This is a genomic window from Nocardia vinacea NBRC 16497 (assembly GCF_000308835.1).
Taxonomy (GTDB): domain Bacteria; phylum Actinomycetota; class Actinomycetes; order Mycobacteriales; family Mycobacteriaceae; genus Nocardia; species Nocardia vinacea.
The window spans coordinates 1-13,840 of the sequence record NZ_BAGN01000122.1 but is presented as its reverse complement, the minus strand read 5'-3'; the positions used below and the strand labels follow the sequence as shown (position 1 = coordinate 13,840).

The following is a 13,840-nucleotide window of genomic DNA, read 5'->3' as shown; positions in this document are numbered from 1 at the left end:
CCTACGTGACACCGGCAGAAAACCGCCCCACCGCCGGATATCGGGAGCGCAATTCGACCGCAGACCGAGCGCTGGACATACTCGGGCTCTTCACCAGCGACAAACCGTCGTGGTCCGGCGCCCAAATCGCCGAACAGCTCGGGGTGGCCCGGTCCACCGGGTATCGCTACCTGCAGAGCCTCGTCGGTCGTGGGTTCCTCGAGGAGGCACCGCACGGCTTCCGGCTGGGCCCTCGCATATTCGAACTCGCTCGCGTGGCCCGTGCCGGGGTCGGTTTGTCAGAGGTATCACTTCCGGTGATGCGCACGCTGTCCGAGCAGGTCAACGAGACGGTGCTGCTCACCCGCCGCTCCGGCCGCTCGGTGGTCTGTCTGGACCTGGTCGAAGCTCGTCGCGCCGTGCGACTCACGTACGAACGTGGCCATGTGCTGCCCATCAACGCAGGTGCCGCGGCGGAAGTTCTGCTGGCGTGGGCCGACCCTGCGGAAGTGTCGGCAGTGCTGAGTTCCGCTCCGCTCGAACGATTCACCGCAAAGACCCTGACGAACCCAGACGATCTCCGGGCGCGCCTCGTCCAGATCCGCAAGCGCGGCGTCGCGGTGTCCCAGGGTGAGCTCGACGAGCACATTCTCGGTGTCGCTGCGCCGATCCGGGATGCGGTCGGCTCCGTCTGCGCCGCCGTCAGCGTGGCCGCATTGGCTGTTCGGGTGCCTCGCGCCGAATTGGATTCGGTGAAGGTCGCGGTCCGCGATGCGGCGGTCGACATCTCACGACGGCTCACCTTGGTTGACGCCTGAGCACCGCTACACCCCCAGGGCATCGACGCTGTAGTCGATGCCTCTTGCCTCGGTCATTAACTCCTCGCGAATAACCTGCGTTTTCTGCAGAGCGGAATACCGTTGCTCGCTCCTTGTGACTGAAACCACAGTCGTGTGTGTGCGGTGATGACCCGCGCGTACGCAGGTCACGGACCACGCACCGATCTGGCCCTGGGCCGCATAAGGGACCAGACCTGCTTCAGCAGCTGGCGAATCCATCAGTGCCGTGGTCACTTAGCGATGCGCGGCAATATCAGGAGTTGTTATGGCGCCGAATGAATTTCACCGTTTGTCCGTCAATATGGATCGCTGCGAGGGCTACGGCATGTGCGAGCAAGTCGCACCAGCACTGATTCATCTCGATGACAACGACGAGCCGGTCATCGACCTTGCTGAGATCTCAGCAGAGCAGAAACCGCTCGCCAATGCCGCAGTGCATGCCTGTCCGGTTGTAGCACTGAGCCTTTCGAGCTCGGTCGAACTTCCGTGACCGCTCGTCGAATTGTCGTCGTCGGCGCGTCACAGGCGGGCTGCGCGACAGCGAGCGCCCTACGCAGGTTCGGGTTCGACGGCGTTATCACCATGCTCGGCGACGAGCACCATCCGCCTTACACCCGGCCGCCACTGTCGAAGGGTGTGCTGACCGGATCCGAAACCGCCGATAGTGTGTTCCTGAGCAGCAACGCCGACATCGAGCTGCATACCGGCGTCGCCGCGGTTGGACTGGATCGAGACAGACAACGAGTGCGGCTCGATGATGGCGAAACCATCGGCTACGACGGCCTTGTCATCGCCACAGGGGCTAAGGCACGTCGGTTATCCGGGCAACCCGCGAGCGAAATCACCCTGCGTACGCTCGACGACGCCGTGTATTTACGCGAGTGCCTCGACAGCGTCTGCAGCGTAGCCGTCGCAGGTGGTGGATTCCTCGGGATGGAGGTGGCATCGTCGGCGGCCACCCTGGGTAAATCGGTCACCGTAGTCGACCAGATCACGCCGCTGGCTGGCCGTCTCGGTCCCCTGTTATCCGACATGTGCCTGACCGCGGCCGCGGAAAAGGGCGTGAAAATTCTCGTGTCCCCTGCCGGGGTGCGCATCGCCAATGACGCCGCGGGTCGACTGCAGGCAACCGATGGCACCACGCTGGCCGAGGCCGACATCATCGTTACCGCGATCGGCGACGTCCCCAATATCGAGTGGCTGCGCGACAGCGAGCTGCCATTGGACAACGGGGTGATCGTCGACCGTGCCTGCCAGGCAGCACCTGGCATCGTCGCGGCTGGCGACGTCGTCAGCCTGCCCGGCGGCCCCGGCAGGCGGCGGGCGCGGAGTCCACATTGGTCGAATGCATTGTCACAAGCCACGATTGCGGCAGCGACGTTACTGGGATGCACACCGGACTCGAAGCTCGGCAGTACTCCCTCGTTCTTCTGGACCGAGGTCTTCGGCCTGCGTATCCGCTTGGCCGGACAGCTGCCACCGGTGGGCGAGCCGACCGTCGCCGACGGCTCGATCGAGGACCGACGAGCGCTGCTGGTGTGGCCGCCGGCCGATCCCGAAACCGCCTTCGGCACCGCAGCGGCGGTGAACTACCCGATTTCGGCACCCAAACTCACGAAACTAGCCCAGCATCCACCCGAGCACTGAGAGATACCGTGACCAATTCCCTTGCCGCCATTCCCATTTCAGATATCGACATCTTCTCCGAAGAAGTGATGTCGAATCCCTATCCGGTATTTCGCACGCTGCGCGACGCGGGGCCGATTGTCTATCTGAGCCGCCACGATGTATTCGCCGTGGCTCGCTACCAGGAAGCCCGCCATGTCCTCGGCGATTGGAAGTCGTTCTCGTCCGCCGATATTGCGTTGAACAAGCAGTTCAACGAGTACATCGGGGAGGGCATTATCCGGGCTGATCCACCGATTCACGATGGTCTCCGCGGCGTGCTGTCGTCCAAGCTGGCTCCTCGCGCGATTCGAAACCTCGCACCAGATATCGCGCAACGGGCAGAAAAGATCGTCGACCAGGTGATAGCTCGAGGCTCTTTCGACGCGGTAAAGGACTTCGCGCGACGGTTTCCTGTCGAGATCGTCGGCGACCTGATCGGACTGCCCCTACGCGGACGAGAGCAATTGCTCGATTTGATCGATGCGAATTTCAACTGCTTCGGCCCGGCGAACGATCGCACCTTCGAATCTCTTCCGAAGCTGCAGCATCTGGCCGAATACGTCATGCTCAACACCGCCCGGGAGGAGTTGGCCGAAGACAGCCTCGGCAGGGCCGTCTATGACGCGGTCGACGCGGGCCAGGTCCCCGCCTCCGCTGCCCCGTGGCTGGTGATGACGTACGTGACCGCGGGGATGGACACCACGGTGCACGCGCTCGGTCACACGATCTGGCTGATGGCCGAACATCCGGAACAGTGGGACGCACTGCGGGCGAACCCGGCACTCATCCCGCAGGCATTCCGGGAGGTCCTGCGTTACGAATCACCGGTTCAGGTATTCGGCCGAACCGCCCGGGTGGACTGGGCCGTCGAGGATTCCACGGTTCCCGCGGGTTCCCGATTGGCAGTCCTCTTCGGTTCGGGCAACCGGGATGAACGCAAATGGACCGACGCCGAACGATTCGACGTCCAGCGCAGCAATATCGACCATCTCGGATTCGGCTACGGCCTGCACGGATGCGCCGGCCAAGCGCTGGCGGCTCTCGAAGGTGAAGCGATCTTGCGCGCAATGGTCGCTCGTGTCGCGCGAATCGAGGTCGGTACACCCGTCCGGCATTTCAACAATATCCTGCGCGGCCTCGAATCGTTGCCAGCGAGGCTGACAGTCGGCTGAGCTGTCCTACTGCGCAAGAGGTTTCGCAGGAAGACGGGTGATGCCCCCCGATCGGGTGGGCATCACCCGTCTTCCTGCGAAACGAGCCGCTGATCCGATGTCATCAATCGGAATATAGGGCCACCCGTCCCACCAGGTCTGTGGCGTTCTCCAGCAGAGCGTGCGCGGCGGCCGCCTCCGACAGCGGGAATCGAGCCGCCACCCGGATGCCGATCAACCCGCGCGCCAGCAGATCCAGCACCACCAACGCATCCTGGTGGCGCGCGCCACGCACGCCGACCATGCTCATCTCCAGTCGGGTGAAGTCGTGCATCGTCAGAGGTATCGGCCCGTCGCCGCGCTGTGCACCGGCCGCCGGGCAAATCTGCCCGCCCAGTCGCAGCGAATCGATGGCCAGCCGGAAAAGTTCGGCATTGCCGCTGTAGTCGACGGCATGGTCGACACCTGCACCGCCACTCCATTCCCGGATCCGGGCGACCGCGACCTCGCGATCATCGCTGACCACGACCTCCTCGGCTCCTATCTCGTGCAACGCATCGATCATTGCCGGAAAGCGGGTCGTAACGGCGACCCGGGCACCTGCCAAGCAGGCGAGCCGAATCGTCGCCTCCCCCATCCCTCCAGACGCACCGCACACCAACACGGTCTCCCCCAACGCCACACGCAGGCGGTCTCGAATCACCCGATGGGCGGTGGCATACGGCCACAGCGTCAGCGCGGCCTGTTCCATGTCGACATGCTCCGGCACAGGCAACCACAGGTCCTGGTCACGGATGAGATATTCAGCGTAGGAGCCGAGTCCGGCATGGCCGGGGACATCGATACCAGTGGACAGGTTGCCCAGCCCCCGGTATGTCTCGGGCGAGCGCGGGTTCTCCGGATGCACAACGCCGACCACGTGCTGACCAGGCCGGAACCCGGATACATCTGCGCCGACAGCAATCACTGTTCCCGATGCCTCCCGGCCCAACTGCTGCGGCATCGGCAGCGCGCGGCGTCCGGGTAGGTTCACACCCTTGACCTGACCGCTGCGGTATCTCAGGTCCCACCCCGATACCGACACCGAATGCACAGCGACCAGCACATCCCGCCGGCCCACTGGTTCGAGCGGAAAGTCGTTATATACGAGGCATTCTGGTCCACCGTGCTCGAATATCCGCACCGCCTTGGTAGTCGTCGGCAGCGCCACGTTCAGCTCGTCAGGCAACGCACACGCCCGGTACAGCGACGCGACGGAGCGCATGGCGAGTGCAGCGGCTCCCGACCGGATAGGCTGCGGTCACCGCGGCGAAGCCCGGGTCCGAGACCGCATCGAACAGGGCCTTGCCGGACTCCCAGACCGCGAGGTTGATCAGCACGCCACTGCCGCTGGTGCCACGATAGAGCTGGGCCTGAATAAACCCCGGCTGCTGCTTCATAAAGGCACCTGTCTGCTGGTAGGCCGCGATCGCCTGCTCGACTGCGCCCTCGGGTGCTATCAGGACATCTAGCAGCATGAAATCGCTTTCAGTGGAAGCGAGTTGGCTGGCGACGGGCAATTCCGGGGTCAGCTCGAAGAACTCGATGGCCGGGCCGGCTGAGTCACCGGGCTCCTGAAAGCCCGCGGCTGCAGTATCCCATGGCGCACCCAGGCAGATCCCCGGCACCGCGACAGGGCGCACCAGGTGCGGATACGCCACGGAGCCATCTGGATACGCGGGCAGCAGGCCTTGGAAGTCGGGGCTGACGAAGGCCTCCTGAAGAGCCTTCGTCGATTCCCACACGGCGACATTGGTAAGTACTCGGCTGTCCGCTGTGCCTTGATGCAGCTGGGCTGAAATGAATCCGGGTTTGGCTTTCATAATGTCGGAATCCTGGCGCCATATCTCGATAACGTCCTCCACTCGGCCCTCCGGGGCCAGGAAAGTGTTCACTATGATGACCGGTTCGTCGCCGGCTTCATTCAGCTGCGCCAGAAATGGCGCGTTGGAATCGAAATCATTCAGTGTGATCATCTAGGTTTCTCCTCGTCATTGAGCAGATCGATGCGGCGCGGCAGCATGTGATCTGGGCCACCCCATCATAAAATGGGTCCTACCTCACGAAAGCTTCGTCCTGAATTACAGGACTCATAGCAAAGTATCCAGCGAGGATCAAATCTCCTGTGCATCCAAACGTTTCGAAGTCGAGCTTGCGAGCGCATCCAACGGGCGCTGGATCCGCGGCAGCAGAACAGCGGCCAACAGCCCGATCCCCGCAATTCCAGTGAGCAACCAGTAGGCACTTACGTACGCGTCGTCCAAATAGAACGGAACACCTTGCAGCACGACCTGATGAGTAGCAAGCACGGTGAACAGCATCTGATAACCGAAACCGCCGACGATTTGCAGGACCAGGTAGGCGATGCCGTTGACGGTCGCCTGGTCATCGGCGGTGACAACCGAGACGACCATCGCGGTGCCACAGGCCATCACTACACCGCCGGCAAGGCCGACCAGCACAGAAGCGACGATGACCTGCGCAGTGTCGTGGTGATAGCGGGCGAATACCGCCAGCCCGACCACGAGCGCGGCAGCGCCTGCCAGCCAAAGCGGCCGGGGGCCGACATGTTTCAGCAGAACGCCAGTTGCCACGGCCGCCGCGACGGTGGCCGTCCCGGCCGGTATGCCGACGACCGCGTAATGGGTGGCCGACCACCCGAATCCGTCGGAAACGAAAGGAATTCGGGGGTACTGAGCCAAGAACGAAAGGACCGTCGGAGAAACGATGAACGCGAATTGAACGAACGCAGCAGTAATGATTACGATCGCGACCGGGCGTCGAGCCAGCATCCGCACGTCGACAATCGGATGGGCAGACCGCAGTTCGACCGATACGAAGGCGGTCAGCGCGACAAGGCCCACAAGCAGCGGCCAGGCTGTCCGCGCAGCGGTCCAACCCAAGCTGTACAGATTGCCGCCGCCGTATGCCAGGAGTGCGACTCCTGCGCCGAGCAAAAGTCCACCGAGCCAATCGAATTCGTCCGTGAACCGTCCGCGCCGCGGGGTTTCCGGCATGAGCGCCAGCATGCCCATCGCGATGACTGTCAGGCCGGTCAGCAACCACATCGCACTGCGCCATCCGAAGGAATCGATCAGATGGCCGACAACCAAGGGGGTCACCAGGATCACGAGTCCGACCGAGCCCATGACCACGCCGTATGCCATCGTTACCCGTCTAGCCGGGAAACACTCCCGGATGCAGGCGGGAATCAGCGCCACGATCGGTCCGTAGAGACCGGCTATCGCCCGACCGATGAGAAGTACAGCGAAACTCGGAGCCAGCGCGGACACGACATCGCCGATGATGCCGGCGGCTGCGAGTATCAACATCACGCGGCGCTTGCCATGGACATCGCCGAGCTTGACGGCGAACGGCAGCGTGAACAGCGATACCAGCAATGTGGCGAGATTGAACCAGACGATGTCGGTGGTGCGGAAGTGTTCAGCGATATGCGGCTGCGCTACACCTCCGGCGATGCCGGCGACCGATAACAGCTGGGCGGGCAAAATCAACGCCAGCATCAGTGGAAAACCGCCGGATCGCTCAGCGGCGGAACCGATTTCGGTCGATGCAGAGGGGATTGTGTCAGACATCGTAATTCTTTCTGGTGGTACGGCATGCGGGCAGCCGAATATCCGCTACCACTCGCGACATGCATCGGCAGATATCTCGCGCACACAGGGACGCCAAATCGCACGGATTCACCGGCGCGAGAACAGAGACCCGCTCCTGTCACATTTCAGGCGGGCATGGAAATCAACAACAGTAAGGGCAGAGCAATGCGCCCACCAATCTGTGCGTATGGGAAACGAAAGATATTGCGAATTCGGGGGGTGTAGGCGCCCTCGGCGCGACAGGGCGGCCGAGGTCGGCAGCATGCACCCCGTTGAGTTCTCCTGATGTGTTTCATTATACGGAACGGTGTTCATGAGTGTGACACCAATCACGGCGTCGCGCAAGAGGTTTCGGAGCATCGAACACGGTCCATTCCGCCGGCACCAACGTGCTTTGACACACCAAATCGCAATTGTCAAAACATGTTTCGATTTTCAGAACATAGGGTTGCGCGCATCTACTTTGCGGGGCACCCCGGATGCGACTATTTGTCCGATCGCCATCACCTTCACCGCTACCTGGCGGTCGAGCGAGCCCTCGACTTACTGATACCCGATACCTAAACCGCCCCGGCCGGTCTCCTGCGCATCATCGAACCCGGCCGCAGCCAATTCCGCCGCGATACCGAACTGCTGGTCGCGGTGCGTCCCCTCCGGATCGTGAGACACCGACCGCTGATTCACCCACGCGACCGCGAAACAGCCCCGCGGCACGCCACCGTGGAGTCGACCCAGCCGACAAGACCTCGCCGCAGCCACTCATCCATGCCACCCTCTCGACCTAGGAAGGGGCCCCGACGATTCGAGGACAGTCTTCCGACGGGCAAGAACCGACGACAGCATAGGCGGGACGACTATCCGTGATATGCCTGGTCTCGCCCTTCCATTCCAACCAATCCGAGTCCGGATGCGCTACCTCGGCGGGCACAGCGACTTGCTGCTACTAGCAGCACTCCAAAGGGCGTGTCTTGGAGGAACCCACCGTAGCGTCTCTGGCATTGACATCGGGTTCGATGAGTTTGCTGGAGATGCTGGGAAAGGGTGAGAATTGTCGCCGGGCGCGCCGCATTGTGCGGTAACCGGCGCGGACGATCTGAGCGCGGCATTGGCGTCGGTGGTGCATGTGGTCGCAGTTGCCGCTGCGTTTCCAGTGTGCTTTCGAAGCTGCCGGGCGAGGACTTCACATCATTCTCCTCGGCGTTCTCTGGATGAAATTCTCGGCATGCCGGTGCTCATTCTTTGGCGATACGCTGAGGGTGGGCGAAAGGTGAGCGCATGTTGCCTGACATCCGGAGGCCTGCTGGTCGCATCGCATCGCATCGAGCCGATGACCGACGATGATCCGATGCGGACGCGCCGTGAGGTCATGACACCGCTCACGGCGGAGTTGGCTGCGGCTGGTTTCGAGGACGCCGTGGAGATTGGGCGCGGTGGTTTCGGTGTCGTGTATCGCTGTTGGCAGCCGGGGTTGGACCGGACGGTGGCCGTGAAGGTACTGACTGCGGAACTGGACGATGACAATCGGGCGCGGTTTGTTCGCGAGCAGCGGGCGATGGGCCGGTTGACCGGGCATCCGAATATCGTCACGGTGCTGCAGACCGGCGCCACCACGAGCGGTTGCCCCTATTTGGTGATGCCGTACTACCCGCTGGATTCCCTGGATGCGTGGATCCGCCAGCATGGCCCGCTCTCAGTGGAGAAGGTGGTGTCGATCGGGGTGAAGATCGCCGGGGCCCTTGCCAGCGCGCATCGGCTCGGTATCGTGCATCGGGACGTGAAGCCGGGCAATATTCTGCTCACCGAGTACGGTGAGCCGGCGTTGACCGATTTCGGTATCGCGCGCATCGTTGGTGGGTTTCGGACGGCGGCAAGGATTGTGACAGGGTCGCCAGCGTTTACCGCACCGGAAGTCCTCGAGAGCGGGCCGCCGACCCCGGCCGCGGATGTGTACGGGCTCGGCGCCACCTTGTTTTGTGCGCTGACCGGGCATGCTGCGTTCGAACGGCTGAGTGGTGAGAGCGTGGTGACACAATTTGTCCGGATCACTACCCACCCGGTTCCAGACCTGCGGGACACCGGCATCCCTGAGGATGTGTCGGCCGCAGTGGAGACGGCGATGAACCGAGACCGCAATGAGCGGCCGTCGGCGGCGTCCCTGAGCGAGATCCTTCGCCAAATCCAGCGGAGTCATGGATTCGCAAGTGGTGAGACGGCATTGCAGGCTGAACCGGATGTCGAGTACCAGAAGCCACCGGTGCCGGTTCGCCGGGCACCGCTGGCAGCGGGTGTCCGGGGCACCACAGGCAACCTGCCGCTCGAGCTGACCGATTTGATCGACCGGCGCAGCGAGTCGGCTAAGGTGCACAGCCTGCTCTCGAAGTCCAGGCTGGTGACGTTGACTGGAATCGGAGGTGTCGGCAAGACGCGGCTCGCCTTGCGGGCCGTTTCGAGTGCGCGACACGATTTCGAAGGCGGGACGTGGTTGGTCGAACTGGCGAACGTGTCCGACGCCGCGCTGCTGCTCGATGTGGTCGCGGCCACCCTGGGTCTGCGAGACGAGTCGGCCACACCGCGAGTCAATATTCTGATCGGCTTCCTGAGCTCACGAGAGACCCTGCTTGTCTTGGATAATTGCGAGCAAATGGTGGAAGCTGTCGCGGAGCTGACCGAGACGTTACTGCGAGCCTGTCCGGATCTCCGGGTCCTCATCACGACCCGCGAACCGCTGAACATCGCAGGTGAAGCGGTACTGCGGGTGATGCCGCTGACGGTCCCAGATACTGACCGGGAGCCGACGCTGATTGAGCTGCCTCGATTCGATGCAGTGATGTTGTTCGCCGACCGTGCCGCGGCGGCGGTGCCAAGCTTCGAACTCGACGAGGACAACAAGGCCGCCGTGGCCCGGATCTGTGCCCATTTGGACGGGTTGCCGCTGGCGATCGAGCTGGCCGCGGCGCGAATGCGCACGATGTCTCCCGACCAGATCCTGTCCCGGCTCACCGACCGCTACGCCCTACTTACCCGCGGCAACCGCACTGCCCCGAGGCGCCAACAGGCGCTGCGATGGAGTATGGACTGGAGCTACGGGTTGTGCACTCCGGCCGAACAGCGGCTGTGGGCGAGGCTGTCGGTGTTCGCCGGCAGCTGCGAGCTCGATGCCGCCGAGCAGGTATGCGGCACCGACCTCATCCGTGGCTCGGAAACCAACGCGCTCGAGCACAGTGTCCTCGATGTGCTGTCTGCCCTGGTCGATAAGTCCATCCTGATACGGGAGCGGTCCGACACTATCGTCCGGTTCCGGATGCTCGGCACACTTCGAGACTACGGTCGACAGAAGCTGCGAGAGTCCGGCGAATACCAGGACCTGCGCCGACGACACCGCGCCTACTACCAACAGTTGGCACTCGATGCAGAAGCTGGATGGATCAGCCGCCAGCAGCTCGAGTGGATGAGCCGCCTCGACAGGGAGCTGCCAAACCTGCGCGAAGCGCTCGAATCCTGTCTATCCGAGGACACCCAGGAAGCAGCTGCAGCGGGGTTGTCCACCGCTGGGGCACTGTTCGAGTTCTGGGGATTTCATGGCCTGTATGGGGAAGGTCGATCCTGGCTGGACCGCGTCCTCGCCCACCGGAAGTCGCGATCGGTACCTGGTCGTATCAAGGCCCTATGCGTCGGCTGCCAGATGGCCGCGCTGCAGGGAGATTTCCAATCCGCAGCCGACCTCTTGAGGCAGGCGCGAGTGCTCGCCGAACAGGCCTCCACCCCTGCGATCCAGGCGCAGATCGCCTACGCCGAAGGCATTCTCGCGTTTGGTAGTGGCGACGGGGCGACCGCATTGTCCGCCCTCGAACGTGCCATCGAGATGCTCAGCTCGAACACAACGGGGCATCTCTATGTTAGTGCTCTGACCATCTTCGGGTGGGCATACGGACTTTGCGGCGATACAACTCGGGCGATCGAACAGTACCGCCGAGTACTTTCCATCACCGAAGCGCAAGGCGAACTACTGTATCGCTCGGCTGCGTTGCGCAACATGGGGATTGCCGTATGGCAGCAAGGCGAGTGGGACCGCGCTCAACAACTGCTCCAGGAATCGCTGCGAGTCAACCGGGGGCCCAATAGCTCGGTGGTCGCCGCACTCAGTCTGGAGGCGTTGGCCTGGACTGCCGCCGACCATGGCGACTCCGAGCGCGTGGCTATTTTGCTAGGAGCCGCACAGGGGCTCATGCGTGTGGGGACTACCACGGCCACCTTCCTGAACATCGCCCGCTTTCACGAGCAGTGTGAGTCAATGGCGCGTCGTAGCCTCGGTACGCGCAAATTCGACGCGGCCTTCCGGAAAGGCGAGGCGATGGGGATGGTGACTGCTGTGGCCTACGCGCTCGGTGAACAGTGCACCGACACACGGCATGGATCAACAACATTGACCAAGCGTGAGCGGCAGATCGCCGTCCTAGTCGCCCAAGGACTCAGCAACAAGCAGATCGCTGCCAAATTGGTGATCTCACAACGCACGGCCGAAGGCCACATCGAACACATCCTGACCAAACTCGGATTCACCTCGCGCGCCCAGATCGCGGCCTGGATCGTGGCGGAAGCCAGACCTGAAACGCCTTGATACGACCGGTACAGTCCCGCAAGAGCCCAAGAACATTGATTGGACATTCAACCCGGCGCGCAGTTTGTCGAAATCATCCGCGCCGACGAAGGATCGGGTGGCGAGAGCGGGCAATGTCGAAACCAGAGCGTGCACCCCGTCCCGCATCCACGCCGGGCTCGAACAACACCACTGCCGCGTTGAGCCGCCACACCGCCAACATAGCGATCACGAAGTCGGGCTGACTGGACGACCTCGCCGCCACACGCTCCCCAGCACGCACTCCTAGATTCCCAAGATCGCCAGCCATCCTAGCGGCCAACGACTCGAGTTCTGCATGCGTGTATTCGCGTCCATCGAAGGCGAGCGCGACACGATCTGCGGAACCGGTCAGAATGGTCATGTCGCGACTCCGCCCGGCTAACGTATTGGGTGCAAAGGCTCGGGCTTTCGCTCGTTGGGTTCATGAAGGCGCAAACTGCGCACGCACAACAATGTTGACGAACGCACTGTACTTATCGCTCCGCTCAAGCTCAGGAATCCGTTCGGACGGGCGCGCCAGCCATTATCAGGCTGAACACCGTGATATCGCGCAGCAGTGCGGGGCCGCCGAAGCGGACATTCTCAAGTCGTAGGAATGTTCCTCCAGCCATCGTAAAATTCTATCGGGCTATGTTGCAGATCACTGCTGGAAGCCGAAGTTCGCTGGGCTTGAGGGTGGTGCCGCCCTGGAATGGGTGGAAGGCCAGATAGAAGCCCCGAATGGTCAAAGGGCAGTACACTTCTGACCTGGAGACCTACGCTGATCCCCCTGGAAGAGATCGGTATGGAGCTGGACGCGCGCGGCCCTCTATCCGAGATGCGCCGGCCGCCTGGGCTCATCGAGGAATCCTAGCCAAACTGGCTTGCGTGAGATCGAGCGCCGCCAGCACCGGCAGGGATACGAAAGTTTCTCGTACAGTGTGGTATTCGATGTCGAGACCGACCCCGGGGGGCTATTGATGGTTGAGACCGAGGAAACGTACAGTGACAGACTGTTGCGCGCGCTGCGCCGCTGGATCGAGGTGCAGGACACCGCGGCTCAGGTGGCGATGGTGCACCTGCATGTCCGTTCGTCCTGGGATTCGAACGATGGCTCGGAGCCGGTAATTCTGCACGAGTTGCCCGTGCTCGAGCTCACGGAACTGCTCGATGAGGACGCGACGGCCCGCGTGGGCAAGGCCCTCACCGGGACACACGACAGCGGCATTCGATACTCGGCGTCCAGGATGGCCTATCTCGAAAGGCCGCGATACCACCGTCATTTGGAAGGCCGCGGGCTCGCCGAACCGTTGTTCGCCGCCGAGCTGTTCAGCGAGGTCACCCGGCTTGCGGCCGCGGCAGCCGAACTCGTCACCGACAGCGGCGCCGCACTCGGTCGCGGGCTGGCGACCGGCCGGTTGATCGAAACCGCGCGGGACGAGAGTGCCGGTGTGGCAGAGCAACTCGCGGACAAGGTCGAGCGATTGCGAACGATCCTCGAGGAGGACGTAGCGAGCCTCTCGGCGGATATTCAGGGCCTCGTCGGGCAGATCCACAACGAGGCGGCCACCGTCTGCGCCGGCACCTTCGACGGTCCGACCCTGATCGAGCAGGCTGTGCTCGTCTACGCGCTGCCTCGGACACATGGACCGGGCCGCTATCACGTGCGCGTCTACGCGCCGACCGTGGACATCCGCCTCGTGGTGCTCGGCGACCTCACCGACAATCGTTCGACCAGCCTGACCAACGGGATCGACGAGGTGGCGAAGATGGTGAGCCACAAGCTGCTCGGCGACATCGCGTCCGATCGGATCATCTGGGCCACCTACGACGCCGCCGGCCAGTTCGGATATTCGCGGGAGTCCGGTAGCGAGCGTGATATGTGCTGGATCAGCAGCCTCACGGATCCTGACGCACTGTCCGGATTCC

General features: G+C 62.9%; 10 protein-coding genes. 6 read left to right on the top strand and 4 right to left on the bottom strand.

Going from position 1 to position 13,840, the window contains the following annotated elements:
• Positions 1-5: 5 nt before the first annotated feature.
• The 4 genes from ON44_RS16640 to ON44_RS16620 all read left to right on the top strand — a co-directional run bounded on the left by ON44_RS16640 (position 6) and on the right by ON44_RS16620 (position 3,658).
• A complete protein-coding gene (locus tag ON44_RS16640) occupies positions 6-797 on the top strand; it encodes an IclR family transcriptional regulator (RefSeq protein ID WP_040691001.1) in 792 nt (263 codons plus the stop codon).
• Between the two features lie 286 nt (positions 798-1,083).
• Positions 1,084-1,308, top strand: a complete 225-nt coding sequence (locus ON44_RS16630; RefSeq protein ID WP_040690995.1) for a ferredoxin — start codon at positions 1,084-1,086, stop codon at positions 1,306-1,308.
• On the top strand, positions 1,305-2,465 hold the full coding sequence (locus tag ON44_RS16625) for an NAD(P)/FAD-dependent oxidoreductase (protein ID WP_040690993.1): 1,161 nt from the start codon (positions 1,305-1,307) through the stop codon (positions 2,463-2,465). Before ON44_RS16630 ends, ON44_RS16625 begins: the two co-directional genes overlap by 4 nt.
• 8 nt (positions 2,466-2,473) lie before the next feature.
• Positions 2,474-3,658, top strand: coding sequence for a cytochrome P450 (locus ON44_RS16620; protein WP_051182103.1), 1,185 nt, complete (start codon positions 2,474-2,476; stop codon positions 3,656-3,658).
• 103 nt (positions 3,659-3,761) lie between these two features.
• On the opposite strand, the gene ON44_RS16615 is transcribed toward ON44_RS16620, so the two are convergent.
• The 3 genes from ON44_RS16615 to ON44_RS16600 all read right to left on the bottom strand — a co-directional run bounded on the left by ON44_RS16615 (position 3,762) and on the right by ON44_RS16600 (position 7,272).
• Positions 3,762-4,901 carry a quinone oxidoreductase family protein gene (locus ON44_RS16615; protein ID WP_218007586.1) on the bottom strand — a complete coding sequence of 380 codons (1,140 nt, stop codon included), beginning with the start codon at positions 4,899-4,901 and terminating at the stop codon, positions 3,762-3,764.
• Complete coding sequence (locus ON44_RS46840) at positions 4,858-5,652, bottom strand: antibiotic biosynthesis monooxygenase family protein (RefSeq protein ID WP_051182102.1); 795 nt, start codon at positions 5,650-5,652, stop codon at positions 4,858-4,860. The genes ON44_RS16615 and ON44_RS46840 overlap by 44 nt, the downstream gene beginning before the upstream one ends.
• 138 nt (positions 5,653-5,790) lie before the next feature.
• The gene (locus ON44_RS16600; RefSeq protein WP_083897926.1) at positions 5,791-7,272 is read right to left on the bottom strand and encodes an MFS transporter; all 1,482 of its coding nucleotides are present in this window, start codon (positions 7,270-7,272) and stop codon (positions 5,791-5,793) included.
• 1,135 nt (positions 7,273-8,407) lie between these two features.
• Here ON44_RS16600 and ON44_RS16595 point away from each other — a divergent pair.
• The gene (locus ON44_RS16595) at positions 8,408-11,911 is read left to right on the top strand and encodes a protein kinase domain-containing protein (protein WP_306306489.1); all 3,504 of its coding nucleotides are present in this window, start codon (positions 8,408-8,410) and stop codon (positions 11,909-11,911) included.
• A 73-nt stretch (positions 11,912-11,984) separates the two neighbouring features.
• Here the strand turns inward: ON44_RS16595 and ON44_RS48345 are convergent, their stop codons facing one another.
• Positions 11,985-12,293, bottom strand: a complete 309-nt coding sequence (locus ON44_RS48345; protein ID WP_083897925.1) for an AMP-binding protein — start codon at positions 12,291-12,293, stop codon at positions 11,985-11,987.
• Positions 12,294-12,891: 598 nt separating this feature from the next.
• Here ON44_RS48345 and ON44_RS16590 point away from each other — a divergent pair.
• The coding region (locus ON44_RS16590) for a hypothetical protein (protein ID WP_157187187.1) at positions 12,892-13,840 on the top strand (949 nt) is incomplete at its 3' end.